A 25,387-nucleotide genomic window follows, 5' to 3' on the forward strand; every position below is an offset into this window, starting at 1 on the left:
ACCTCTTGAGAATTCCATCGACGCAGGCGCTGCGCGCCCTCGACAGTTTTGCCCGACACGGCAGCGTCTGGCGCGCCGCCGACGAACTGCATCTGACCCGCAGCGCCGTCAGCCATCAGCTGCGCCTGCTCGAACGCGATCTCGGCTTCGACCTGCTCGAGCGCATCGGCAAGGGCGTGGCGCTGACGCCGCGCGGCCAGCGCTATGCCAGCGACGTGCGCAAGGCGCTGACAGTGCTGGGCGATGCGGTGACGCGCCATGCCGGCACCGGCGTCGGCGGCTCGTTCAGCGTCAGCTGCACCCCGGGCTTCGCCTCGCTGTTCCTGTGCACTCACATTGGCGAATTCCGGCAGATGTACCCCGATGTCGCGCTGCGCATCCTGACGCCGCGGCGGCTGGACGATGTCAGCAATGCCGAGGCCGACGCCTTTATCGCCTTCGGCGTCGGCAACTGGCCGAACCGCGCGGTCGAGCTGTTGTGCGAGATCTCGTTCACGCCGCTGTGCAGCCCGACGCTGCTCAACAAGATCGGCGGCTTTTCCAAGCCCGCCGACGTGCTGCGCGCCAATCTCCTGCATCTCGGCGACACCGAGGACTGGGCGCGCTGGCTGGCGCTGTCGAAGGTCGAGAATCCCGACATCGAGGGCGGCATCTTCTTTTCCGACATGAACCTGGTTTTCTCGGCGGCGATCGCCGGCCAGGGCATCGCCATGGGCGACGAGCTGACCAGCCGCCGGGCGCTGAGCGAAGGCCGGCTGGTGCGCCCGTTCGACATCGCGATCAAATCACCGCGGTCGTATTTTCTCGTGTCAGAGCATGCGAAGGCCGGGCATCCGGTGCTGAATGTTTTTAGTGGATGGTTGCGGTCGAAGCTGTCGGAGAACCAGCGTTAATCTCCCCCCTTGAGGGGGAGATGGCCGCGAAGCGGCCAGAGGGGGTTGGTCCGACTGGGCTCGGCCCGATCTGCTTTCAAAGAAAGAGGAAGTCGCCACTCCACGCGCAGCGACCCCCTCTGTCGCCTTCGGCGACATCTCCCCCTCGAGGGCGGAGATTAGCTGCATAGATGAATCAAATTTGCCGGTCAGGCGAAAACTATTCGGTTGCGGTAAGCCGCCGCCCTGCCTACGATTTCAATCAGCATTGAGGACAAAGGCAGGATGCAGCAACCCGGCCGGGCCGCAGAGATCAAGGCAATCGGGATCGGCAAGAGCTTCGGCTCATTCCGTGCGCTGGACGATCTGACGCTCGATATCGGCCGCGGTGAGTTCCTGACCCTGCTCGGTCCGTCAGGCTCGGGCAAGACCACCTTCCTGATGATCCTTGCCGGCTTCATTCAGCCCACCGACGGCCGCCTTTACAGCGACGGCGTCGACATCACCGAGCGACCGGCCGAGCAGCGCGCCGCCGGCATGGTGTTCCAGGGCTACGCGCTGTTCCCACATATGAGTGTCGAGGCCAACATCGCCTTCCCGCTCAAGGTGCGCAAGAAATCATCGGCCGAGATCAAGCGGCGCGTCAGTGAGATGATCGAGCGCGTCGGGCTGAAGGGCCACGAGAAGAAACTGCCGTCGCAATTGTCCGGCGGTCAGCAGCAGCGCGTGGCACTGGCACGCGCCCTGGTATTCGAGCCGGGCGTGCTTTTGCTCGACGAGCCGTTCTCAGCGCTCGACAAGGGCCTGCGCGGCCAGATGCAGGCCGAGATGAAGCGGCTGCACCAGGAGACGGGCACCACCTTCGTCTTCGTCACCCACGACCAGAGCGAGGCGCTGGCGCTGTCGTCGCGCGTCGCCATCTTCAACCACGGCAAATTGCTGCAGGTCGGCGCGCCGGACGAGGTCTACGACCGGCCGGCCAACCGTTTCGTCGCCGAGTTCCTCGGCGAGATCAACATGCTGCCGCTGAAGGGCGTGCGCAACGCCGACAATGGCGCCACCGGCCTGTGCGAAGACCGCACCATCAACCTGCGCGGCAATGCCAACGCGGTCGGCAGCAACGCCATCCTGGCGATCCGGCCAGAATATATGTCGATCGCGCCCGAAGCGGCAGCGGGCGAGAACGGCATCGCCGCCACCGCGGTCGCCTCGACCTATCTTGGCGCTGCGACGCGGCTCGATCTGACGACACGCCAGGGCGCCAAGGTGACGGTCTCCGTGCCGAACGAGGTTGCCGCCTCGGCGCTCAGCAAGGGCAATTCCGTGTGGCTGACATGGCCGGCGGAAAAGGGTTTCCTCCTTCCGGACGGAGGACAATGACGATCGGCGTGGCGAAGCTGAAATTCGCCAAGCCTACTTTCGGGAAATATCAACGACAAAAAAAGGGGAACTGACATGACAAATGAAACCAAGAAACATTCCATCGAGACGCTGTCCGCCAGGGCGGCGCGCGGCGAAATCTCGCGTCGGCAGTTCACGCAGCTGGCTGCACTCGTGCTGGCCGGCACGCCGATGCTGCTGCGCTCGACCGGTGCCTTCGCGCAAGCCAAGCAACTGGTGCTGGTCAACTGGGGCGGCGACGCCATCACTGCCTATGATGCGGCCTATGGCCAGGCTTTCACCAAGGAGACCGGCATCACCGTCAAGATGGACGGCTCCGGCCCGACCGAAGGCGCTATCGCCGCGCAGTTCAAGAGCGGCGCTCCGGCCTGGGACCTGGTCGACGTCGATCCGTTCTCGGCCATCACGCTCGGTGCGCAGGGCATGCTCGAGCCGATCGACTATTCGATCGTCGACAAGAAGAAGATGCGCGAGGGCTTCGGCTGGGAGCACGCCGCCTCGACCTATTTCTTCTCCTATGTCATCGCCTACGATTCCGAGAAATTCGGCAGCCAGGCACCAACCGGCATGGCCGATTTCTTCGACGTGGCGAAATTCCCCGGCAAGCGCTCGCTCTACAAATGGGGCGTGTCGAGCTGGGAAGCCGCATTGCTTGCCGATGGCATCGCGCCGGCCTCGCTCTACCCGCTCGACCTCAAGCGCGCGCATGACAAGATCGCCGCCTTCAAGGAGAATGTCGTGGCCTATTGGGGCGGCGGCGCCGAAAGCCAGAGCGTGCTGCTCGACGGCGAGGCCTCGATGGCGATCGTCTGGTCGACGCGCGCCTCGCTGATCGAGCAGGATTCCGGCGGCAAGATCAAGTTCATATGGGACCAGGGCCTGATCTCGCCCGGCGCGCTCGCCGTGCTTAAGGGCAACCCCGGCGGCAAGGACGCGGCGATGAAGTTCATCGCCAGCGCCCAGGACCCGCAAAAGCAGCTCATTATGTTCGACAAGCTCGGTCAGGGTCCGGCCAATCCGGCCGCCGACGCGCTGATCCCCGCCGACAAGAAGCGCATCAACCCGGTCGATCCGGAAAACATGAAGAAGCAGATCGCGCTCGACATGGAGTGGTACGCCAAGAACTACGGGGCCGCGCTCGACGAGTACACGAAGATCATCTCCGCCTGATAGGCCTGGGGAAACCGGGCCGAGATGAAAGCATACTTCTCCGACAGGATGGGCGCGGCGCTATTGATGGCGCCGCTGCTCCTATTCCTTGGCGCCGCCTATGCCTGGCCATTCTTCGGCGTCGTGAACTGGAGCTTCACGCTGCCCGAGCCGGGGCTCGGCCAGTATGGCACGCTGCTTAGCGACCCGCTGGTGCAGTCGGTATTTGTCCGCACGCTGCGCATCGCGGCGATCGTCACGATTGTTTCGGTTGCCGCCGCCTACGCCATCACCGTGGTGTGGGTGCGCGGCACGCTGGCGCAGCGCGTGGTCGCCGAGTTCTGCATACTGGTGCCGTTCTGGATCTCGGTGCTGACGCGCGCCTTCGGCTGGGTGGCGCTGCTTTCCAATCGCGGCCTGTTCAACACGTGGCTGCAGGCGATCGGCTTCATCTCAGAACCGCTGACGCTGGTGCGCAACGAGTTCGGCGTCATCGTCGGCATGACGCATTTCCTCATTCCCTTCGCTGTGTTTCCGCTGGCGTCTTCCATGCGCGGCCTCGACGACCGCGTGCTGCTGGCGGCGCGCGGGCTCGGCTCCAGCCGCATGCGCACCTTCTGGTCGGTTTTCGTGCCGATGACCCGCTCCGGCATCATCGGCTCGGCGCTGATCGTCTTCGTCTTTTCACTCGGCTTCTTCGTGACGCCGGCGATCCTCGGCGGCGGCCGCAGCGTGATGATCGCCGAGCTGATCTATCTCCGCATCTTCCAGAGCCCGGACTGGGGCCTGGGTGCTGCGATCAGCGTCGTGCTGGTGCTGTTCGTCGGCGCGCTGATGGCGCTGCTGTTCCGCTATGTCAGACCGAAGCAGCTGATCTGATGCCCACTTACCGCCCCGGCCCCGTCTCGCTGATCCTCGCCGGCCTGGTTGCGCTGTTCCTGCTGTTGCCGCTGCTTGCCGTCATACCGGTGTCGCTGACGCCGACCCGCATGCTGGCGATGCCGTCGGGCGAATTGTCGCTGCGCCACTACCGGGCGCTGATCGAGGATCCGCGCTGGATCAACTCGATCCTGCTCTCGATCAGGATCGGCGTCGTCAGCAGCGCTTTCTCCACCGTGCTGGCGCTCTGCTTCAGCCTTGGTGTGTGGATGTTCCAGCCGCGCTTCACCGCCGCACTCGTCGGCTTCGTGCTGCTGCCGATGGTGGTGCCGCCGGTGGTCTCGGCAATAACGCTCTACTTTCTTTTGACCTCGATTTCCGGCGTCAGCTCGTTCTTCGGCTATGACACCTGGCTCGGTGTCGCCATGGCGCATGCGGTGATGACGGTGCCCTTCGCCACGGTGCTGATCCTGGTGTCGCTAAGCCAGCTCGACCGGCGTATCGACCTTGCCGCACGCGGCCTCGGCGCCACGGTGTGGGAGCGCGCCACCCGCATCATCATGCCCAATATCAAGTTCGGCATCATCACCGCAGCCCTGCTGTCCTTCGTGCTCTCATGGGAAGAGATCGGCGTCACCCTGTTCATCACCTCGGTCAACGCCATCACGCTGCCAAGGCTGATGTGGATGGGCCTGCGCGACAACATCGACCCGGCGATCGCAGCACTCTCGGTGATCCTGATCATCATCACGGTGCTGGTGCTTGTGGTGCGCAGTGTTGTGGTCAGGCTGCGCGGGGCGCCTTAGACAAAACTCACCGAGACGCGGCCAAACCTGCCTAAATCGCCGGTGACTTTGTCACCGGCCTCGACGCTTATCGGCGTCACACAGGTGCCGGTTATCACCATCTGTCCCGGCTGGAGTGCTATGCCCAGGCCCGACAGTTCATTGACGATCCATGTGAGCGCAATCCGAGGATCGCCCAATACAGCTGCCCCCGTTCCGTTATGCTGCGATTTTCCAGAAACGAAAGCGACCACCGGGTGCTTCGCGAGATCCACGTCGCGCCAATCGTCTTCTGCAGCTTGGCCGATGACGAACAGGTTGGCACAGGCGTTGTCCGCTATGAGCTGCGGCGCCCCGACTGCGCAGAAATCGTCGTATCGTGAGTCCGGTATTTCGATCGCGGGGTGCAAGGCCGCTACGGCATCCATCACCTCAGCGATTTCATAGGGTGCTGGACGAGGCGGCAGTTGGCGGCCGAAACGGAAAGCGAATTCGATCTCGGCCACGCGCATCTTGCTCGTCGCCAGGGAAATGGCCCCACCGACCTCAATCTCTTTTTCAGCCAGGAGACGCCCGGCCATCGGGCCGTCGACGTTGATGTGCCTTTGTCCGGCCAGACTGGTTGCGGCAATCTTCCAACCGAAAAGCGGAGCCGCCGAACGATCCATCACATGCGACTGGATAGCGTAACCTTCGATCCGCGTTTGTGGCCGTAACTCCTGGGGTATGGCGTCGAGACGGGTGCCCTTCTCCCAATGGCTCACCAACAACTGGGACGCGGCCCTGGCCTTTTCTGGATCGAGCATCGTCAGCTCCGGAAATCAAAGAAGACGCCTCACTACCCGTCGCTTCGTGGATCAGGAGCCGGCAAGGAACATTCTGCTAGTGGACCCGTCCACACATGGGGCAAGGATAGATGACCAGGAATCGCGAGTCCACATTCACGCTCCGCATACCAGGCATCATAGCCGGCCTGCCCCTGTCAGATCGCAGTGCCGTCGCCGATTGTCTTTCCGAGATGGAACAGCGGGCGACGTCTCCATCACCGGGTTCACGCCGTGGTGATTGGTGACAAGGAAACCTTGTGCCATCGGATGCGTTTTAGGGTGTTCGACAGCAGGGGCTTCACCATGAATCAAGGATGGTTTTCCAGGCCGGTGTCAGTTTCGGTCGGCATTGCCGGCGCGACCCGACACATCTTGAGCGCACAGCAGGCAGTAGAACTACTGGCGGGCCATTGGCGGGATGCGGGCAGTCTGCAACACAGCTCAGCGCTGCGCGCATGCCGCCGGGCCATGAGCGGCGATGTTTCAGCCGAAATCGCCAGGGATGCGTTTGTCGGAGCCGCGCGGGAGGCGCATGTTCTGGTCGAGTGAGCCGCCGAACAGAGCCGGATAGTTGGCGGCTATATCAAGGCAAGCTATCCCATGGCGTGGCGGATAGTCTTGGACAGACGGCTGAGGAATGCCGGCCTGGACGATGCGTCAAGCTTCCACGATAGGACCGCCGTCGCCATTTTCCGCGGCAACACCCCGACCGACAGGAACCACGCGGCAAGCACGGCGCGCCGGCGCAGGGACGCTGTCATTTCGAGGCTGGCGACGGCGCCGGCCGCCCCAAGCGCCAGCCGGGAATCGTCGGCCACGGGGTGCTGGCGCCTGTCTGCGCACAGCGACGCCAGCCGCTCTTCCAGGTGGACCGGATCGTGGCGGACAGCCTCCGACGGCACGATGGTCAGGCCGATCTCGGAGGCCTGGTCCGACAACGCCTGCATGCGGCGGAAATCGTGGATTACCCTCCAGCGCGCCCGCTCGGCGAGCTTTTCACCGAAGACCGAATGGTTGGCGCCGTGGATCCGGTATGCGCCGACGCATTCCTCGATGGACTGGACGTGCCCATACATGGGCGCCAGCGTTGCAAGATAGCCGTCGGCGCCCTGACGGAACTCCGGCTCCGGAATCGGCATGATCGATTCCAGGGTTGCGCGGTCAAAGGCCAGCCCGCTGGTCACGGTTGTTTGATAGCGGCCCTTGTGCAGCAGTTTCGGCATGACGTCGCCGCTGTCGAAGGGCAATTCGGGCGGCGGAAAGACGTCCTTGATGCGTTGCCGCTCGTCGACGATATGCAGCCTGGACTGCACCTGGGCCGTTGCCGCATCCCAGGTGTCGACGATCGTGGAAACGGCGGTCGGATAGAGGTAGTCGTCGGCGTCGAGGAAGAGGACGATCTTGCCGGAGCTTGCCGCAAAGCCGGTGTTGAATGCCGCCGCATGCCCGCCATTTTGCGCTCGCGGACACGCGACGATCTCGTCGCGGTATGATTCTATGATTGTCGTGGAATTGTCCTGCGATGCATCGTCGACGACGATGACTTCGACGTCCGCGTAGTCCTGCTCCAGGGCGCTGTCGATGCTGCGTTTGAGGAAACGCGCGTAATTGTAGTTCGGGATGATGATGGATACCGGAGTCCTCGGTGCAGACTGCATCGCGTTTGACCTCGCATCTTGCTTTGGTTTCGGCAAAGCCCGCTCACGGGCCGCCCCCCTCTTCAAGCGCGACGAGTTCCTGAGAGGAAAGCCTGCGCCTTCCGTCAGGAGACGGGTCACGTCTCTTGCGACTTCGTATTGAGGCCGCCATTGCCTTCGAGGCTGCCGCCTTGGTCAAGGTTGCGGTTGGCGGCAGCAAAAGCTCCGACGGTTTCGGCCGGTCGCAACCGAGCCCGACGGAAATGTCTCGCCTTCGGTCGCGATCAGGTCGGGATCGAAGTGGACGAGCGCCTTGAAGGCATGGCGGATACTGGCCTTCAAATGCGGCTGGGACAAGCCCCGCGCCAAGAACAAGGCTCACAAGCCTGTTACATTGAGGCAGGCGCGCAGCGGCGTGGCCTATGGATAATCGCAGATGTTGGAGATGGGCAGCGGCTAGCCCGAAGCCGGCGGCGAGCCGGCTCCGGGCCTTGCGTGCTGATAGCCTGAACGATCAGGCGGGCTGCAGCCCGGGCAGCGACAGGTCGGCTTCCTCGGGCAAGTCGCCGGCCATTGCGGCAGCGAACTTGGTCTGGTCGAGTTCCCCTTCCCAGCGCGCCACGACCACGGTCGCCACCGCGTTGCCGACGAAGTTGGTCAGCGCCCGGCACTCCGACATGAAGCGGTCGACGCCGAGGATCAGCGCCATGCCGGCAACCGGCACGGTGGGAACCACCGAAAGCGTCGCGGCCAGCGTGATGAAGCCGGCGCCGGTGATGCCGGCGGCACCCTTGGAGCTTAGCATGGCGACGGCGAGCAGCAGGATCTGGTCGCCGAAGGTGAGCGGCGTGTCGGTCGCCTGAGCGATGAACAGCGCGGCCAGCGTCATGTAGATGTTGGTGCCGTCGAGGTTGAAGGAATAGCCGGTCGGGATGACCAGCCCGACCACCGAGCGGTTGCAGCCGGCACGCTCCATCTTGGCCATCAGGCCCGGTAGTGCCGCTTCCGAGGACGAGGTGCCGAGAACCAGCAGCAGCTCCTCCTTGATGTAGCGGATCAGCGCCAGGACCGAGAAGCCGTTGTAGCGGGCAACTGCGCCAAGCACCACCAGCACGAACAGCAGCGCGGTGAGGTAGAATGTGCCGATCAGCATGGCGAGGTTGGCGATCGAGCCGATGCCGTATTTGCCGATGGTGAAGGCCATGGCGCCGAAGGCGCCGATCGGCGCGGCCTTCATCAGGATGGCGACGAGGCGGAAGATCGGCGTGGTCAGCGCCTGCAGGAAATCGACGACCGGACGGCCGCGATCGCCGACCATGGCCAAGGCAACGCCGAACAGCACCGAGAAGAACAGCACCTGCAGGATGTCGCCCTTTGCGAAAGCGCCGGTGATCGTATCGGGAATGATGTTCATCAGGAAGCCGACGATGGTGGTGTCATGCGCCTTCTCGGCGTAGCCCGTCACCTTCGTGGCGTCGAGCGTGGCCGGATTGATGTGCATGCCGGCGCCGGGCTGGACGACATTGGAGACGACGAGACCGACGACAAGCGCCAGCGTCGAGAACACCAGGAAATAGATCATCGCCTTGCCGGCGACGCGGCCGACCTTCTGCAGGTCGGAAACGCCGGCGATGCCGGTCGCCACCGTCAGGAAGATCACCGGCGCGATCACCATCTTCACCAGCTTGATGAAGGCGTCACCGAACGGTTTCATCGCCTCACCGGTTTCGGGATAGAAGTGGCCGAGAAGCACGCCGGCGGCGATCGCCGCCAGCACCTGCACATAGAGATGGCGGTAGAAGGGAAGTTTGCCGCGCGGCTCGGCGGCAGCGAATGCTGTCTGCATGACGTCCTCCATTGTGCTCCGATCGAAAGCTCGACCTCCCGGAGCAATTGCATTGACCACCCCCAGCAGCCTCACGACCGCTGAATTCGTGTTTGCAACTGCCGTGCCAAGTGCGCGGAAAAGAGCCTACCGTTTGATTTTATTGAATATTCTCGGACCCGAGGTTTCGTCTCGCGCACAGAAAGTGCGGATATTCGCGTAGCCGAATTGTGCTTTGTGCGAAATCATGCACAAATGTGTGATGCTGCAACGCCCCGCCGCCGCCTTGCCGTCGACGCCCGAGCAACTCGGCAGGCGGGCGCGCCGTGCTTGGCTGCTGTTTGCGGCCATCGCCCTTGCGATCGCCACGGCCGCACTTCACGGCGCCGGCCTTTATGGCCGCGCCACTGAGCTCGGGGCACTGGCGGCGCAGGGCCGCACCGATGCCAATCTGAAGATCGCGCTGCTGCGCGCCGTGCTGGAAAGCCCGCGCGCCCTGCCCCTGCTTTTGTCGGAAGACCAGCAGGTGCGCGATGCGCTGGCGCAGAAAAGCATTGCGGCGGTCGATGTGCTGAACCGCAAGCTCGACGGGCTGGTCTCCGGCACCAAGGCTTCGGTGCTCTATGTCATCGGCACCGACGGGCTGGCGATCGCCTCCAGCAACTGGCGAGAGCCGATCAGCTTCGTCGGCAACGACTACCGGTTCCGCGATTATTTCTCCGGCGCGATGCAGGCCGGAACTGCCGAATATTTCGCGCTCGGCAATGTCAGCAAACGCCCCGGCCTCTACATCTCGCGCCGCGTCGGCGACGCTGCCGCCCCGCTCGGCGTCGTCGTTGTCAAGGCGGAATTCGATCAGCTCGAGGCCGACTGGCACGAGGCAAACCGCCCGGCCTATGTCAGCGACGAGAAGGGCGTCGTCCTGATCACCAGCGTGCCGTCCTGGCGCTTCATGACGGCGACGCCGCTGGCCGGGCCTGATCTTGCCGCCATTCAGAACAGCCAGCAGTTCGGCGACGCACCGCTGATGCCGCTGCCGATCACGCGCCCCCAGGCACTCAGCCCGGACGTCTCGATCGTCCACGCGGTGACGCCCGGCGGCAGCGACGCGGAATATCTCAGGCTTTCCACACCGGTCCCTTCGACCCCCTGGCGGCTCGATTATCTCGTTCCGGCTGAAGCGCCGATCGCCGCCGCGGTCCGTGAAATGCGGCTCCTTGCACTCGGCGTCGTTGTCCCGTTGCTCGGCCTTGCTGCGTATCTGTTGTGGCGTCGGCAGTCGGGACAAATGCGGATCGCCGCCGAACAGGCGGCGCGCACCGAGCTCGAACGCCGCGTCGTCGAACGGACCGAGGATCTGAGCCGCGCCCGCGACCGGCTGCAGGCCGAGATATCAGGTCACCGCAGCACCGAAGCCAAGCTGCAGGTGGTGCAGCAGGATCTCGTCCAGGCGAACCGCCTCGCCATCCTCGGCCAGGTTGCCGCGGGCGTCGCGCATGAGATCAACCAGCCGGTTGCCACCATACGCGCCTATGCCGACAACGCCCGCACCTTCCTCGACCGCAAGCAGACAGCGCCGGCCGAGGAAAACCTCGGCGCCATAGCCGCGCTGACCGAACGCATCGGCACCATCACCGAAGAATTGAAGGCCTTTGCCCGCAAGGGCCGCACCGCCGCCGAACCTGTCGAATTGCGCGACGTCATCGGAGGCGCCGTCGTGCTCTTGAAAAGCCGCTTTGCCGGCCGGCTCGACGCACTGGCCATCGACCTGCCGCCGCCTGCCCTCAAGGTCATGGGCAACCGGGTCAGGCTCGAACAGGTGCTGATCAACCTCTTCCAGAACGCGCTGGAGGCGCTGGAGGGCCGCGACGACGCAAAGGTGCGGGTTTCGGTCGAGGAGACGGCGGACGGCGTGACGGTCGGCGTGTCCGACAACGGACCGGGCATTCCGCCCGCAATCCTTAGATCGCTGTTCACGCCATTCAACACATCCAAGGAAAAAGGCCTCGGCCTTGGCCTCGTCATCTCGAAGGATATCGTCGCCGATTATGGCGGACGCATCGAGGTTTCGAGCAACGACAGCGGCACCCGCTTCACCATCCATCTCTTGAAAGCAGCGTAATGGCCAAGGCGGCATGACCAACGACAACGCAGCGCCGGTCATCCTGATCGATGACGACAGCGATCTCCTCAGGGCAACCGCGCAGACGCTGGAGCTTGCCGGCTTTTCGGTATTGGCTTTTTCGGTGGCGGCCGAGGCGCTGGCCAGGCTCGACGCCGGTTTTGGCGGTGTTGTGGTGTCGGATATCCGCATGCCTGAGATCGACGGCTTGCTGCTTTTCGACCGCGTCCTGCGGCTGGACGCGGACATTCCGGTCATCCTGGTCACCGGGCATGGCGACATCGCCATGGCGGTCAAGGCGATCAAGGACGGCGCCTACGACTTCATCACAAAACCCTTCGCCGCCGACCGGCTGGTGCAGAGCGTGCGCCGCGCGGTGGAAAAGCGCCGCCTGGTGATGGAAAACCGCGCCTTGCGCGAGGCGGCCGGAGAAGCGCAGGACGGCTTGCCGCTGATCGGCCAGACGCCGGCGATGGAAAGGCTGCGCCGCACGCTGCGCCAGATCGCCGACACCGATGTCGACGTGCTGGTGACCGGCGAAACCGGCTCCGGCAAGGAGGTGGTGGCGAGCCTTCTGCATCGCTGGAGCCGCCGCGCCAGGGGCAATTTTGTTGCGCTGAATTGCGGCACGCTGCCGGAGACGGTCATCGAGAGCGAATTGTTCGGCCACGAGGCCGGCGCCTTCACCGGCGCGCAGAAGAAGCGGATCGGCCGCATCGAGCACGCCAGCGGCGGCACGCTGTTCCTCGACGAGATCGAAAGCATGCCGGTCTCGACACAGGTGCAGATGCTGCGCGTGCTGGAAATGCGCGAGGTCACCCCGCTCGGCACCAACGAAATGCGGCCGGTCGACCTGCGCGTGGTTGCGGCCGCCAAGGTCGACCTCGGCGATCCGCGCCAGCGCGGCACGTTCCGCGAGGACCTCTACTACCGGCTCAACGTGGTGACGATCTCGATCCCGCCGCTACGCGAGCGCCGCGACGATGTCGCCCTGCTGTTCTTCTATTTCGCCGAGCGCGCCGCCGCCCGCTTCCGGCGCCCGGTGCCGACTGTCCCGGCCGCGGTGCACCGCCATCTCAGGGAGCATGACTGGCCAGGCAATGTGCGCGAGCTCGCGCATTTCGCCGAGCGGCTTGTGCTTGGATTGGAGGAAGACGCTGCGACGTCATCCCCTGCCCCAGCCCAGGCGGATGCCGCCATGAAGCTGCCGGAGCGGCTGGAGCGTTACGAGGCCGACATCATCCGCGAGACGCTTGGCCGCAACGAGGGCGACGTCAGGCGCACGATCGAAGCGCTGGGGATTCCTCGCAAGACCTTCTACGACAAGCTCCAGCGCCACGGCATCGTGCGCAGCGAGTTTTCCAGATAAAGGTCGCCCAGCGCGGCGGCTTCGATTGCCTCAGGCCTTCTTGCGGTAAGCTTCGAGTTCCGGATCGAGGTCGACGCTCACCGCATTGGTGAACACGGTCGTCGCCACCATGATGCCGGCGAAAGCGACCAGGTTGACGAGCAGCGGCTCATCGTAGCGGGCTTTCAGTTCGGCCCAGATCTCATCGGGAATGGCATTGGCGTCGGTCGCGATGGCCTTGCCGAAGGCAATTAGCAGCGCTTCATCGGCTGTCGGCTCGATGCTGTCGGGATCGAGCCCCATATCGATCAGCGCGCGGCGAAAAAAGGTCACCGGCACCTCGGCCCGGCACGCCGCGGAAATCGTCAGCGAAAACAGCCAGATGGCGCGATCGTCGAGATCCGGTCGCAGCAGGTCGCGCAAGGTGAACCACTCGGCATAGATGCGATGGGCGGCCGGCGAATGCAGCAGGGTGCGCTTCATATTCGTCATCCTGCCGCGCAAGCGCAGTTCCTCGTCGTGCGCCGCACGGATTTCAGGCGAGGCGGCGTCATAGTCGATCGGGGAAATGCGTGCCATGGGCGGCCTCGGAGGATGCGTGAAATTGGGCAATCAGGATGCGATCAGCCGGCGAGCATGGTGACAAGCTCGGGCGTCTCACGCAGCGTGTTGCTGACCGTGCAGATCGTTTCGGCGTCCTCGACGATCCGCCTTTTCGTGGCCTCGTCGAGATCGCCCGATATGTCGAGTGTGATCGTGAAGCGGCCGATGCGGGAAACGTCGCCCGCCGCCTTTTCGCCGCTCACATCGGCGCGGACCTCGCCGAGGCTGGCAGCGACACCCATGCGCGTGGCAGCGATCCGGGCGCTCAGCACCATGCAGGCGGCCACGGAGGCATAGAGAAGGTCGAGCGGATTGAAGCCCGGCGCGCTGGCACCGGTCACGACGTCGACCATGCCGCCGGTTGGCGTGGTGACGACGGGCAAGCTGCCCGGCGACAGCACGGCAACCGCGCCGGTCGGTCGGGTCCTGACCTTGAGCTCACTCATTCGCAAATATCCTTTCGGCCGGCCGGGCATGGGGCCGGATACCGCAGCATTCGCCAACGATCGTCAAGCTAGCCGGTCCCAGCAGTGCTGCTTGAGTTCCCAATATGCGTCAAATACCCATATCTCGCCTGCCAACAAGATCGTGACTGAACAAGATGATAGAGGCATATCCTGCCGGATTGCATTGGGTCAGGCCGTATCCGTCTGTCAGGAATGCGCGCCGGACCCGATTCCAGATTTCGGGGGCATGCGCTAGACTGGCTGCAACCGCAACCGGGCCACTCGCATGATCGTCCAGACCTGCATCAATGGCGCGCGCAGCACCGACTTCCACCCGCAGCTGCCGCTTGACGTAGACGCCATGGCGCGCGACGGCGCCGCCTGCGTGGCCGCTGGTGCCGCCGAGCTGCATGTCCATGCGCGCGGGCTCGATGGCCGCGAAAGCCTCGCGCCTGAGGCTATGGATCCGACCATGCTGGCGCTGCGCCGCGCCTGCCCAGGAACGCTGATCGGCGTATCGACCGGCGCCTGGATCGAGAACGACGATGAGCGCACGCTGGCGGCGATCGCCGGCTGGACCGAGTTGCCCGACTATGCCTCCGTCAATCTGAGCGAGAAGGCCGCGCCCGAGGTCATGCAGAGACTGCGCCAGCGCGGCATCGGCATCGAGGCCGGGCTCGCCTCCGTCGCTGACGCCGAGCGCCTGGTCCGCCTCGACCATGGCAGCCAGGTGCTGCGCATCCTGATCGAGATATCGGAGCAGGAACTGGACGTGGCACTGGAGGTCAGCGACGGTATCGCGGCGGTGCTCGACCGCGCCGGGCTGCGTCGCGCCATCTTGCTGCACGGCGCCGACGCCACGGTGTGGCCGTTCGTGCGCAGGGCGGCGGAGCGGAACTGGTCGACGCGTGTCGGGCTGGAAGACGGCAAGGCGCTTCCGGACGGCACTACGGCATCAGGCAACGCCGCACTGACGGCCGCGGCGGTGGCGATCTTCCGGGCCGGTCGCTGATTCATCCCATAGGTTTCGGGCGCCTTGCCCGATTTTTTCGGGACCTTGCGTCAGGCCACGTCCCGCAAAGTCGAACGCGGCGTCGCCGACTTGGCGGTGGCGCCGGCACGGTCCTCATGAAGCGCGAAACCCGCGGCGCCCGGATCGCCCAGTTCGGGGCGGAGCTGCATGCTCGGGATGTGATAGTCCCCGCCATTCTGCTGCCGATAGGGAATCGGCCGGGTTGTCTCGAGCGTCCGCATCCTTTCGCGCAGGCGCTCCGCGACAGGCTCGAAATCGGCCTCCCCGAAACGATCCACTCTGTAGACCACGAACGGCGGAAGCACGTCGTAGCCCGGATAATAGAGAATCCCGTGATTGATCGGGAACAGCAGGTCGTCGATCGGGCCGTTGACGCCGCGGGCGGAGTAATGCTCTTCCCAGCCGCCAGTGGTCACGATCAGCATCGCGCGCTTGCCGGCGAGCGTTCCCTCACCAAAGCGGTCACCCCACCGCTTGTCGCTATGCTCGCCGACGCCATAGGCGAAGCCGTAGGCGTACACCCGATCGACCCAGCCCTTGAGGATCGCCGGCATGGCGTACCACCACAGCGGGAACTGGAGGATCAGCGTGTCGGCCCACAGCAGCTTGTCGATCTCCGCCTTAACGTCATCGGTCAGAGTGTTGGTCGCAAAAGCTTTTTTGGAGGCCCCAGCCGGCAGGAAGCGTGCTTCGGGCGGCCACGACGGAAAATCGGCACGGTCCACCTCGGATTTCCAGCCATCGGCATATAGGTCCGATATGCGCACCTCGTGGCCCTTGGCCTCGAGTTCCCTGATGGCGACGTCACGCAGTGCGCCGTTGAGCGAACGCGGTTCAGGATGAGCAAAAACAAGCAGGACTTTCATGGGTCAACTCCGAAGAAGGACAATGAACGCGAAAGGTAGCCAGCCCCGGGCTAATCCGCTATGTCTAGGTAATGCATAAGATTATGCCGAATAATGGATAGATCCGATGTGACCCTCGAGCGCATGCGCACCTTCGTTCGCGTCGCCGAGCGCGGCAGCCTCTCGGCGGTGGCGCGCGAGCTCGGAGTTGGGCAGTCGACGGTCACACGGCATCTGCGCGAGCTCGAGGAGGCCATCGGCGTGCCCTTGCTCAGCAGGACCACCCGGCGTGTCACGATGACCGATGAAGGCAGCCGTTACTATGCCGACAGCATCCAGATCCTGCGCCTCGTTGAGCAAGCCGGCGATGAAGCGCGGGGCACGCGTGGCGCGTCGGCCGGCACGATCCGGATATCCTGCACGGCGGCACTCGGGGTCTTGCACATCAGCCGGCTGATCTTCGCCTTTCAGGACCGCTATCCCGACATCGGCATCGATCTCAGCCTCACCGACGAACGCATCGACCTTGTGCGGGAGGGCGTCGACATCGCGCTTCGCCTCGGTCCGCTCACCGACAGCTCGATGAAACTACGGGCGCTCGGGCAGTCCCGGCGTCTGCTGGTGGCCGCGCCAGCCTATCTGGCGGCGCGGGGCAGACCGGCTGGCCCGCAGGATCTGCCTGGTCATGAAGGCATCCGGATGTCGAACATCGCGGGAAGCGACACGCTCGCCCTGCAGGGGCCGGAGGGCGAACGCCATGCGGTGCCTTTTGGCGGCCGATTTCGTGTCGACCATGGACTTGCCGCGCGCGAGGCCCTCATCGCCGGACGCGGTATCGCGCCCGCCCATCACTGGCTTGTCGACGATCTTCTGGGGGCCGGCCGGCTGGAAGTGGTCTTGCCGGACTACGCCCCGCCTCCCGTACCGCTGAGCATGCTGATCGTCCCGGAGCGCGCGGGCATTGCCCGGGTCCGGCTGCTGGTCGACTTTCTCGCCGAGCGGATCGGCGGCATTTCCGGTATCCAGAAGCCGCGTTAATGCCCTCGGTCGGCTGCGGCACTGGCAGAACCCCCGACTTCCGGGATACCGGCCTCGTCAAGGCCGCCACCAAAACGGCGCTCAACGTTGCGCCGCGACAATCAGCATCATCGGCCGCTCCAGTTCGTCGGCAAGATCAGGAGCCTGCGCGACCTGATCGGCCGTTGGGCGCCATTCCTCGACCCGGCGTATGGTGAAACCCGCTTCGATCAGCGCGTTCAGCGTCGTAGCGAGCATGCGATGCTGCTTGAGCACGCCCTTGGCGAGCCAGTCGGTGGTACGCGGACCTTCGACGCTATAGCGATTGACCGGCCACGTCTTGCGGCCGTCGACATCGACCGACCAGCCTGGGTGAGACGGTGCCATGTAGATCGGGTGCTCGATGGTGAAGACGAAGTGCGCGCCTGGAAGGAGCGCATCATGCACTGTCTTCACCAGCCGGTCGAAATCCTCGATGTAGTGGAAGGCAAGCGAGCTGTAGGCGAAGTCGAACGATGCCTGGGGCAGTTCGAGGCGGTCGAGGTCGGCGATGACATAGTCGACATCCGGGTCGCTGGTGTCGGCTCTGGCCCGTTCTATCATGTTGCGGGAAAGGTCCAGCCCAAGGACATGCCTTGCGCCATGCGCCTTTGCCCAGCGGGCAAACCAGCCAAACCCACAACCGAGATCGACAATGCGCTTACCGTCGAGATCGGGAAGCAGTGCGCGTATTGCCGGCCATTCGGGTGCGCCGTCCAAGCCGTGAACCGATCGCGCCATCTGGCTGTAACCGGCGAAGAATTCAGGCCTGTCATAGATATTCTGTGCCATTGAGCTTCCGTTTCGGGGCTTGGAGGACCTTTGGTTCAGGTTGAGGCTTAGTGCCGATGGGCGAGACACAGCAAGGGGAAGCCCGTGCCTCGGTAATGTCCACCTGGGCTGCCCGGCTTTGCAGGTTTCCTGCCATCCTGCCTTGTTGACAAGCGGTTGAACGCACTTGCAGTTTCGAAAAATAGTCCCTAGGCTATTTTCATATCAGAAAGAAAACTTCTTCGATAATTCCATTTTATGAAAGCCTAGGCGTTTGCGGGAACATCTCGATCAGACCGACCGGCGACTGGTCAAGCTGCTGTCGCAGGATGCGCAGCTTGGCGTCAATCGCCTCGCCGAGAAGATGGCTGTCTCCGTCCCGACCGTGCGCATGCGGCTGCGCAACCTCTTGGACCGCAACCTGCTCAAGATCGTCGGGCTGCTCAACCTGACCGAGCGCCCCGAGCTGATCTCGGCGATCGTCGGCATCAATGCGCAGGGGCGCGGCCGGGCGCGGGAACTGGCGCAGCGTATCTGCGAGCTGCCTTTCGTGAACTCGGCCTCGGTGGTCACCGGGCGCTTCGACATCATCGTCGACGTGACGGTGGCCGGCGATGTCGCCGACCTCTACCGCGTCACCAGCGAGCTGATCCCCGGCGCGGGCGAGCCGGGCGAAGTCGTGCGCAGCGAGACCTTCGTCGTCATGGCCTCCTGCAACAAATGGGTCAGCCTGCCGGAAGGCTGCTGGTCGGACGAGAACAAGCGCGACGAAACTGGCCGAAAGGAAATGCCATGAAGATCGCGGTTCTCGGCGGCCTCGGCCTGCAAGGCCGGGCGGCGATCGCCGATCTCGTCGCCAGCGCTGGTGTCGAAGAAGTCGTCTGCATCGATACCGCGCCGGATGGGGCAGCCCGACTTGGCGGCCTGACCAACCTTGACCGCGTGCGCTTCGTCGTGCCCGAAGGCGCGATCGGTCCAGTATTGGCGGAGGTGCTGGTGGGTGTCGACGCCGCCATCGACCTGTTGCCGCAGCCGCTGATGCGCGAGGCGGTGCAGGCGGCGATCGCGACGCGCACGCCGCTGGTCACCACCAATTACGGCAAGACGATCGCCGACCTTGCCCCGGCGGCACAAAAGGCCGGCGTCTCGATCATGACCGAATGCGGGCTCGACCCCGGCATCGACCTCGTGCTCTACGCGCGCGCCGCAAAGCAGTTCGACGCCATCACCGCGATCGATTCCTATTGCGGTGGCATCCCCGAGCCGAAGGCAATGGCCAAGCCGCTATGCTACAAGGTGAGCTGGAACTTCGACATGGTTCTGATGAGCCAGAACCGCGACAGCGTGGTGGTCGAGGACGGCCAGCGGGTCGAGGTGCCGGCCGGCCGCCAGCACGACAATCCTTTCATCCATCAGATCGAGGTCGAAGGACTGGGCAGCCTAGAAGCCTTCCCCAATGGCGACGCACCGCATTATGCCGGCATGCTTGCCGCCGCCAAGGGGTTGCAGCGCTCCGGCCGCTATTCGCTGCGCTGGCCGGGCTGGTCGGCGTTCTGGGCGCCTCTGAAGGAGCTTGGCTTCCTCTCTGAAGACAAGGTGCCCGGCGTCGGCGCCAGCCCACGCGAATTTCTTGGCCGGCTGCTCGGGCCGCAACTGCAATATGGCGCCGACGAAAAGGACCTTTGCGTGATGCGCAACGTCTTTACCGGCAGTGAAGGCGGCCGCCGCAAGACGGTGACATCGGACCTGATCATCGAACGCGATCTCGCCTCCGGCCTGTTCGGCATGAGCCTCGGCGTCGGCTATCCCGCAAGCATCGTGGCGCAGATGCTGGCGCGGGGCGAAATCACCGAGCCCGGCCTGCTCAACCCGCTGCTGCATGTGCCTGATGGCCGCTTCCTCGACGAATTGGCCCGGCGCGGTATACGGGTATCCGAAACGATCGACTGGGACTGAAGGATTTTCGAACGGTGGCCGCCGCCGGCAACGGCGCTGCCGCTCAAAAAGCACCCCAAGGGGTGGAACAACAAAGTGGAACAACAACGACAACAAGGAGGAATGCCCAATGAAGATTGCCAAGCTTTTCATAGCAGGCCTTGCGCTCGCCGGCCTCACTGCCGCAGCCAGCGCCGGAACGCTCGACGAGATCACCAAGCGCGGCGAGTTGCGCGTCGCCGTGCAGACGCAGGGACCGCCCTTCTCGCTCGTCGGTGCTGCCGGCGAACGCACCGGCAGTTCGGTCGAGCTCGCCGAGCTGATGGCCAAGGAGATGGGCGTCAAGATCACCTTCCTTGACTTCGACTGGGATGGGCTGATCCCGGCACTTTTGTCGGGCAAGGCCGATCTTCTGGTCGCCGACATGACGCCGACGCTGGCGCGTGGCATGAAGGTCGCCTTCACCAAACCTTACATGTATACGGGCAGCACCGTCTTCACCAAGGCTGACAGCAAGTTCAAGACCACCGAGGACTGCAAGGCCAAGGGCACCAAGATCGCCGTGCTGCTCGGCGCCACCGGCGAGAAGGAAGCCAAGAACGCCTTCCCTGATGCCGACATCAAGAGCTACAAGGGCGGCGGTCCGCTGCTGCTCGACGCCGTCAACAACGGCCAAGCCGATTGCGGCGTCAATGACGTCTCGGCGGTGAAAGGCCAGTCGACCGCCTATCCGGCCGGCAGCTTCACCATCATGCCGGACCTGCTGTCGAAGGAACCGCTTGCCTTCGCCACCCGCTATGACGAGCCGGACCTGCTGGTCTGGATGAACCTGTTCCTCGACCAGGTCAGCGTCGACGGCCGCCTGCAGAAGAACCTCGACTACTGGGTCAATTCCGAAGATTGGAAGAAAGACCACTAAGCAGCGATAGATCCGAGCGGTTTCGCGCGCGCCCCGGCGCCGCGAAGCCGCCCGGAATCCGTTTCGCCCGGGGGAAATCCGTCCAGCGATGCTCGAAAACTTCAGCTTCCGCACCATCGTCGAATATCTGCCCTTGTTCGGGCAGGGCCTCGTCACGACCGTGTGCCTGTCTGTCCTCTCCTTTGCCGGGGCGCTCGCCGTCGGCATTGGGCTCGCCGCCATGAACCTGCAGCGCGGGCGGCTGTTCCGAATCCCGGCCAAAGCCTATATCGACGCGGTGCGCGCCACCCCCTTGCTGGCGCAGCTCTACTTCCTCTATTTCGGCCTGCCGCGGCTCGGCATCATCCTGCCTGAGCTCGTCGTCGGCATCCTCGCTCTGTCGCTGAACAGCGGCGCCTATGTCGCCGAGATCATCCGCGCCGGCATCCTGTCGATCCCGCGCGGTCAGGTCGAGGCCGGCGTCGCTTCGGGGATGACCTATGTCCAGCGCATGCGCCTGGTCATCCTGCCGCAGGCGTTCAAGGTGACGATCCCGCCGCTGCTCGGACAGGCGATCGTGCTGGTCAAGGATTCCGCACTGCTGTCGCTGATCGCGGTCGCCGAGCTGACGCGCGCCGGACAATTGCTCGCCTCCGACCGCTTCATGCCGGCGGAGGGCTTTATCACCATCGCCGCCTTCTACCTCCTGCTCTATTACGGGCTGAAGGGACTGGCGGCGCTGTCCGGGCGCTGGCTCGGCCTAGCGGGGGCACGGACATGATCTGGCAGCAGCTGCAAAGCATCGCCGGCAGCTATCCCCTCGCCCTGCGCGGCCTCGGCATGACCGTGATGCTGTCGCTGATCAGCCTGGTGCTGGGCACGCTGATCGGCTTTGGCCTCGGCATCCTGCGGACCGGCGGCAACCGGCTGATCAGCGGGGCGATCGGCGCCTGGGTCGACCTGATCCGCGGCACGCCGTTCCTGGTGCAGATCTTCCTGATCTTCTTCATCCTGCCGGAACTCGGCATCGAGCTCGACGCCTTCACCGCCGGCATCATCGCGCTGACCAATCTGGCCGCCTGCTTCATCTGCGAGATCGTCGTCGCCGGCATCCGCTCGGTGCCGACCGGCCAGGTCGAGGCGGCGCTGGCGTCCGGCCTGTCGCGCTGGCAGCGCATGCGCCAGGTGGTGCTGCCGCAGGCGATGCGGATCGTGCTGCCGCCGCTGGTCGGGCAGTATGTGCTGCTGATCAAGGATTCTTCGGTCGTTTCAGCCATCGGGCTCACCGACCTCACCCGCGTCGGCTGGCTGGTGGTGCAGCGTGTGCCGAATGGCCTCCTGGTCTTCTTCCTCGTCGGCCTCGGCTATTTCATCGTTTGCTATCCGCTGATCATGCTGGCCCGCCGGCTGGAGCAGCGCATGGGTGCGGCCCATGGCGAGGTGCAGTTATGACGTCGAACCGCAGCAAAAATGGTACCGGCATGATCGAGTTTCGCGGCGTCAACAAATGGTTCGGCACGCTCAATGTGCTGAGGGATATCACGCTCAGCGTCGAGCCGCGCGAAGTGGTCGTCGTCTGCGGCCCGAGCGGCTCGGGCAAGAGCACGCTGATCCGTTGCATCAACGGGCTGGAGACGATCCGCGATGGCGACCTGGTGGTCGACGGCCAGCGCCTCGGCGACCCCACCACCAACATGACGCGGCTGCGCACCGAGATCGGCTTCGTCTTCCAGTCGTTCAACCTATACCCGCACAAGACGGCGCTCGAAAACGTGACGCTGGCGCCTATCCATGTGCGCAAGATTCCGCGCGCTGAAGCCGAGAAGGCCGGGCGCGAGCTGCTTGCCAAGGTCGGCCTTGCCGACAAGGTCAACGCCTATCCGGCGCAACTCTCCGGCGGCCAGCAGCAGCGCGTGGCGATCGCCCGCTGCCTCGGCATGCGCCCCAAGATCATGCTGTTCGACGAGCCGACCTCGGCGCTCGACCCCGAGATGATCTCGGAAGTGCTCGACGTCATGGTCGCGGTGGCCGAGGAAGGCATGACCATGATGGTGGTGACGCACGAAATGGGCTTTGCCCGCAAGGTCGCCCAGCGCGTGGTGTTCATGGATGCCGGCGCCATCGTTGAGAGCGGCACGCCCGACGAGTTCTTCTCGCATCCCAAGACCGACCGCAGCCGCGCCTTTCTCAGCAAGATCCTGCGGCATTAGGATTGCCGGAAGCGAAGGTGCGCCGCCTGAAGCCTTGCAAAGCTATTTCACCTTGATGACAACCTTGCCCTTGGCGCGGCCCTGCTCGATGTAGGCCAAGGCCTGATTGGTCTGCTCAAACGGGAAGACCCGATCTATGACCGGGCGGATGATGCCCGACTCGACGAGAGACGTGATTTTGGTCAACTGCTCCCCATTGGCCGCCATGAACAGGAACGAATATCGGACATCTGCGCGTTTGGCCCGCCTCCTGATGCCGGCGCTCAAAACGCGCATGACCAGGTTCAGCACCACACTTAGACCCTTCTCCCTGGCAAACCCAGAATCGGGCGGACCGGAGATCGAAACGGCGAGACCACCTGGCTTCAACACACGCAGGGACTTGTCGAGGGTCTTGTTGTCTTGGCTGTTCAGGACGACGTCGTAGCCCGAAAGGACTTTCTCGAAGTCATCCTTCTTGTAGTCGATGATGACATCGGCGCCCAGATTCCTGACCATATCCGTGTTGGACGCGCTGGTTGTCGTGGCGACCGTCGCTCCGAGGTGCTTTGCCAATTGAATGGCGAATGTTCCCACTCCGCCGGAACCAGCCTGAATGAAGATTTTCTGTCCTTTCTTCAGCTTCGCCCTTTCAACCAGCGCCTGCCAAGCGGTTAGCCCCACCAGGGGAATGGACGCAGCCTCTTCCATGCTGAGGTTCTTCGGCTTCAGGGCCACGTCCGCATCATTAATGGCGATGTATTCAGCGAAAGTCCCGACCCGACCGTCGCGCGGTCGCGCATAGACCTCGTCGCCCGGTTTGAACTGTCGGACTTTCGAGCCGACGCGAATGACCGTTCCGGCCACGTCGTGGCCTGCAACGAATGGCCGGCGATAGGGCAGAATGAGTTTGAATTCTCCGTCCCTGATCTTGGAGTCCAGCAGATTGAGGCTGGCGGCATGGATCTGCACCAGCACGTCATTCTCCCCTACTTCCGGCTCCGGAACCTCTCCAAGCCGCAGGGGAGCGTTCTTTGCGTATCGATCGACGATGAAGGCCTTCATTGTTGCTTTCCCAAATTGAGGAGACCCGGAGCGACGTGCCCCATTGCATTACGATCATTTAGTGATAATATGACTGTAATGCAATAGCTGATCGAAGGAGAAAAAACATGCGTTACGAGAAGGGCAGGAAAGACGCATCGCGGCAGCGGATTATGGATGTTGCGACCGAACGGTTTCGTTCCGAGGGCATCGCTGCATCAGGTATCGCCGGCATCATGGGCGAAGCGGGGCTGACCAATGGAGCTTTCTATCCCCATTTTCCGTCCAAGGCGGCGCTTGTGCGCGAGAGTGTGGCGGCGGCCCTGGAGGTTCAGGCGACCCAGATTCAAGAGCTGTTGGCCGCCGGCGGCTTGTCAATGGCCATTGACACGTATCTGTCGGCGGAACACCGGGACAATCCCGGCAAAGGTTGCGCTTCAGCCGCGCTGTTACCCGAAATTGCGCGTGAGCCGGCCGATACGCGCCAAGTCTACGCCGAACACCTGCTGAAGCTCGTACGCCAGGTGGCGGCCGAACTCACGCCCGACGCCCGCGATCCCGAAGATGTCGCGTTCGGCGTCTTTGCGACCCTGATCGGCACGCTTGAGCTGTCGCGCGCGGTGAACGGGACCGAACTGTCCGATCGCATTCTTGAGGCTGGCTCGGTGGCGGCGAAGGCGCTGCTCCAGCCCCGCGAGAACGACAAGTCACAAGAAAGGAAACCATCATGAACGTGCATCAGCTATCGCGACCTGCCGCGATCATCAAACACAGGGACGTGCCGACGAAAACGGTCGACGTCGGCGGTACGAAATTCGCCTACCGGGAACTCGGGCCCACAACCGGGGTACCGGTGATCTTTCTTACCCATCTGAGTGCGGTTCTCGACAATTGGGATCCCCGGGTGGTCGATGGCATTGCCGCAAAACGGCGTGTCATCACCTTCGATAACCGTGGTGTTGGCGCATCAGGCGGCTCCACTCCCAACACGGTGGAGGCGATGGCCCGCGACGCGATCGCCTTCATCCGGGCCCTCGGTTTCGAGCAGGTCGATCTTCTCGGCCTATCTCTTGGCGGCTTCATCGCCCAGGCGATTGTTCAGCTGGAACCTGGTCTGGTTCGCAAGATCATCCTCGCCGGAACCGGCCCAGCCGGGGGTGCCGGCATCGACAGGGTGACGTTCGTCACCATCTTCGACATGATCCGCGCCGCGCTGACTATCAAGGATCCGAAGAACTACCTCTTCTTCACCCAAAGCCTCAACGGCAAGAGGGCGGCGCGCGCGTTTCTGCAGCGATTGAAGGAACGGACCAATGACCGCGACAAACCCATCGCGCTCGGCGCCTTCAACCAGCAGCTCAAGGCAGTCCGTGCCTTTGGCCAGGAGCGCCCTGCCGACCTATCGCGTATCCGGCACCCGGTCCTCGTGGTGAATGGCGATCACGACAGAATGGTGCCCACCAGCAATTCCGTCGACCTGGCACGGCGCTTTCCCAATGCCGAGCTGGTCCTGTACGAGGACGGCGGGCATACCGCCATTTTCCAGTATCACGGCGCCTTCGTGGAAAAGGCCCTGGACTTCCTCGAGGCCTAGCGCATCGGCCCGAAAATCGGAATCGATTTTCGGTAAGCACGATGCGCAGATTCAAAAGTGCTAGAGCGGGCTTTGTGCGTCCAAATGGACGCACGTCGCTTCAGCGGCGGCCCGCTTGCCCGATCCAT

At 63.9% G+C, this 25,387-nt stretch carries 26 protein-coding genes; 18 read left to right on the forward strand and 8 right to left on the reverse strand.

Going from position 1 to position 25,387, the window contains the following annotated elements; translation table 11 throughout:
• The first annotated feature begins 5 nt into the window (after positions 1–5).
• From RPG13_RS26680 to RPG13_RS26700, 5 genes are all read left to right on the forward strand, one after another.
• Complete coding sequence (locus RPG13_RS26680) at positions 6–893, forward strand: LysR substrate-binding domain-containing protein (protein ID WP_095489195.1); 888 nt, start codon at positions 6–8, stop codon at positions 891–893.
• Positions 894–1,157: 264 nt separating this feature from the next.
• Entirely contained in the window at positions 1,158–2,252 is a 1,095-nt protein-coding gene (locus RPG13_RS26685) for an ABC transporter ATP-binding protein (RefSeq protein ID WP_126105583.1), read from the forward strand.
• 75 nt (positions 2,253–2,327) lie between these two features.
• Complete coding sequence (locus RPG13_RS26690) at positions 2,328–3,443, forward strand: ABC transporter substrate-binding protein (protein ID WP_337126402.1); 1,116 nt, start codon at positions 2,328–2,330, stop codon at positions 3,441–3,443.
• A 24-nt stretch (positions 3,444–3,467) separates the two neighbouring features.
• A complete protein-coding gene (locus RPG13_RS26695; protein WP_337126403.1) occupies positions 3,468–4,301 on the forward strand; it encodes an ABC transporter permease in 834 nt (277 codons plus the stop codon).
• Positions 4,301–5,107, forward strand: a complete 807-nt coding sequence (locus tag RPG13_RS26700; RefSeq protein WP_126105581.1) for an ABC transporter permease — start codon at positions 4,301–4,303, stop codon at positions 5,105–5,107. The genes RPG13_RS26695 and RPG13_RS26700 overlap by 1 nt, the downstream gene beginning before the upstream one ends.
• On the opposite strand, the gene RPG13_RS26705 is transcribed toward RPG13_RS26700, so the two are convergent.
• On the reverse strand, positions 5,104–5,892 hold the full coding sequence (locus RPG13_RS26705; protein WP_127203953.1) for a 2-keto-4-pentenoate hydratase: 789 nt from the start codon (positions 5,890–5,892) through the stop codon (positions 5,104–5,106). The genes RPG13_RS26700 and RPG13_RS26705 overlap by 4 nt on opposite strands.
• A 252-nt stretch (positions 5,893–6,144) precedes the next feature.
• Here RPG13_RS26705 and RPG13_RS26710 point away from each other — a divergent pair, with 252 nt between their 5' ends.
• Complete coding sequence (locus RPG13_RS26710; RefSeq protein WP_370453318.1) at positions 6,145–6,462, forward strand: DUF982 domain-containing protein; 318 nt, start codon at positions 6,145–6,147, stop codon at positions 6,460–6,462.
• A 44-nt stretch (positions 6,463–6,506) separates the two neighbouring features.
• Here the strand turns inward: RPG13_RS26710 and RPG13_RS26715 are convergent, their stop codons facing one another.
• Together RPG13_RS26715 and RPG13_RS26720 are read right to left on the reverse strand one after the other, a co-directional pair.
• Complete coding sequence (locus RPG13_RS26715; RefSeq protein ID WP_126105579.1) at positions 6,507–7,571, reverse strand: glycosyltransferase family 2 protein; 1,065 nt, start codon at positions 7,569–7,571, stop codon at positions 6,507–6,509.
• A gap of 493 nt (positions 7,572–8,064) precedes the next feature.
• Positions 8,065–9,396: a dicarboxylate/amino acid:cation symporter gene (locus tag RPG13_RS26720; protein ID WP_245457973.1), complete on the reverse strand. Its 1,332-nt coding sequence runs from the start codon at positions 9,394–9,396 to the stop codon at positions 8,065–8,067.
• A gap of 241 nt (positions 9,397–9,637) precedes the next feature.
• Between RPG13_RS26720 and RPG13_RS26725 the strand changes: the two genes are divergently transcribed.
• Complete coding sequence (locus tag RPG13_RS26725) at positions 9,638–11,497, forward strand: sensor histidine kinase (RefSeq protein ID WP_337126404.1); 1,860 nt, start codon at positions 9,638–9,640, stop codon at positions 11,495–11,497.
• 13 nt (positions 11,498–11,510) lie between these two features.
• Positions 11,511–12,866 carry a sigma-54-dependent transcriptional regulator gene (locus RPG13_RS26730; protein WP_337126405.1) on the forward strand — a complete coding sequence of 452 codons (1,356 nt, stop codon included), beginning with the start codon at positions 11,511–11,513 and terminating at the stop codon, positions 12,864–12,866.
• A gap of 30 nt (positions 12,867–12,896) precedes the next feature.
• Here the strand turns inward: RPG13_RS26730 and RPG13_RS26735 are convergent, their stop codons facing one another.
• Together RPG13_RS26735 and RPG13_RS26740 are read right to left on the reverse strand one after the other, a co-directional pair.
• Entirely contained in the window at positions 12,897–13,424 is a 528-nt protein-coding gene (locus RPG13_RS26735; protein ID WP_292505950.1) for a hypothetical protein, read from the reverse strand.
• A 44-nt stretch (positions 13,425–13,468) separates the two neighbouring features.
• The gene (locus RPG13_RS26740) at positions 13,469–13,894 is read right to left on the reverse strand and encodes an OsmC family protein (protein ID WP_292505947.1); all 426 of its coding nucleotides are present in this window, start codon (positions 13,892–13,894) and stop codon (positions 13,469–13,471) included.
• 286 nt (positions 13,895–14,180) lie between these two features.
• On the opposite strand from RPG13_RS26740, the gene RPG13_RS26745 reads away from it, so the two are divergent.
• Entirely contained in the window at positions 14,181–14,906 is a 726-nt protein-coding gene (locus RPG13_RS26745; RefSeq protein WP_128242203.1) for a 3-keto-5-aminohexanoate cleavage protein, read from the forward strand.
• Between the two features lie 50 nt (positions 14,907–14,956).
• Here the strand turns inward: RPG13_RS26745 and RPG13_RS26750 are convergent, their stop codons facing one another.
• A complete protein-coding gene (locus RPG13_RS26750) occupies positions 14,957–15,793 on the reverse strand; it encodes an NAD(P)H-dependent oxidoreductase (protein ID WP_128242202.1) in 837 nt (278 codons plus the stop codon).
• Positions 15,794–15,886: 93 nt separating this feature from the next.
• Between RPG13_RS26750 and RPG13_RS26755 the strand changes: the two genes are divergently transcribed.
• The gene (locus RPG13_RS26755; protein ID WP_337126406.1) at positions 15,887–16,810 is read left to right on the forward strand and encodes a LysR family transcriptional regulator; all 924 of its coding nucleotides are present in this window, start codon (positions 15,887–15,889) and stop codon (positions 16,808–16,810) included.
• Positions 16,811–16,891: 81 nt separating this feature from the next.
• Here the strand turns inward: RPG13_RS26755 and RPG13_RS26760 are convergent, their stop codons facing one another.
• Positions 16,892–17,620: a class I SAM-dependent methyltransferase gene (locus tag RPG13_RS26760; protein WP_128283994.1), complete on the reverse strand. Its 729-nt coding sequence runs from the start codon at positions 17,618–17,620 to the stop codon at positions 16,892–16,894.
• A 253-nt stretch (positions 17,621–17,873) separates the two neighbouring features.
• On the opposite strand from RPG13_RS26760, the gene RPG13_RS26765 reads away from it, so the two are divergent.
• The 6 genes from RPG13_RS26765 to RPG13_RS26790 all read left to right on the forward strand — a co-directional run bounded on the left by RPG13_RS26765 (position 17,874) and on the right by RPG13_RS26790 (position 22,642).
• On the forward strand, positions 17,874–18,395 hold the full coding sequence (locus RPG13_RS26765; RefSeq protein ID WP_095489182.1) for an Lrp/AsnC family transcriptional regulator: 522 nt from the start codon (positions 17,874–17,876) through the stop codon (positions 18,393–18,395).
• Positions 18,392–19,555, forward strand: coding sequence for a saccharopine dehydrogenase family protein (locus tag RPG13_RS26770; RefSeq protein ID WP_095489181.1), 1,164 nt, complete (start codon positions 18,392–18,394; stop codon positions 19,553–19,555). The genes RPG13_RS26765 and RPG13_RS26770 overlap by 4 nt, the downstream gene beginning before the upstream one ends.
• A 109-nt stretch (positions 19,556–19,664) precedes the next feature.
• Positions 19,665–20,453, forward strand: coding sequence for an ABC transporter substrate-binding protein (locus tag RPG13_RS26775; protein WP_127203944.1), 789 nt, complete (start codon positions 19,665–19,667; stop codon positions 20,451–20,453).
• A gap of 88 nt (positions 20,454–20,541) precedes the next feature.
• Positions 20,542–21,213: an amino acid ABC transporter permease gene (locus tag RPG13_RS26780; RefSeq protein WP_337126407.1), complete on the forward strand. Its 672-nt coding sequence runs from the start codon at positions 20,542–20,544 to the stop codon at positions 21,211–21,213.
• On the forward strand, positions 21,210–21,884 hold the full coding sequence (locus tag RPG13_RS26785; RefSeq protein WP_095489178.1) for an amino acid ABC transporter permease: 675 nt from the start codon (positions 21,210–21,212) through the stop codon (positions 21,882–21,884). Before RPG13_RS26780 ends, RPG13_RS26785 begins: the two co-directional genes overlap by 4 nt.
• A 29-nt stretch (positions 21,885–21,913) precedes the next feature.
• Positions 21,914–22,642 carry an amino acid ABC transporter ATP-binding protein gene (locus RPG13_RS26790; RefSeq protein ID WP_127293006.1) on the forward strand — a complete coding sequence of 243 codons (729 nt, stop codon included), beginning with the start codon at positions 21,914–21,916 and terminating at the stop codon, positions 22,640–22,642.
• A 42-nt stretch (positions 22,643–22,684) separates the two neighbouring features.
• Here RPG13_RS26790 and RPG13_RS26795 read toward each other — a convergent pair whose 3' ends face one another.
• Entirely contained in the window at positions 22,685–23,686 is a 1,002-nt protein-coding gene (locus tag RPG13_RS26795) for an NADP-dependent oxidoreductase (protein ID WP_292650601.1), read from the reverse strand.
• A 107-nt stretch (positions 23,687–23,793) separates the two neighbouring features.
• Here RPG13_RS26795 and RPG13_RS26800 point away from each other — a divergent pair, with 107 nt between their 5' ends.
• Positions 23,794–24,396: a TetR/AcrR family transcriptional regulator gene (locus tag RPG13_RS26800; protein WP_337126408.1), complete on the forward strand. Its 603-nt coding sequence runs from the start codon at positions 23,794–23,796 to the stop codon at positions 24,394–24,396.
• Complete coding sequence (locus RPG13_RS26805; protein ID WP_292505934.1) at positions 24,393–25,259, forward strand: alpha/beta fold hydrolase; 867 nt, start codon at positions 24,393–24,395, stop codon at positions 25,257–25,259. Before RPG13_RS26800 ends, RPG13_RS26805 begins: the two co-directional genes overlap by 4 nt.
• The last annotated feature ends 128 nt before the right edge of the window (positions 25,260–25,387 follow it).

Source organism: Mesorhizobium sp. ISC15 (genome assembly GCF_037162615.1).
GTDB lineage: Bacteria > Pseudomonadota > Alphaproteobacteria > Rhizobiales > Rhizobiaceae > Mesorhizobium > Mesorhizobium mediterraneum.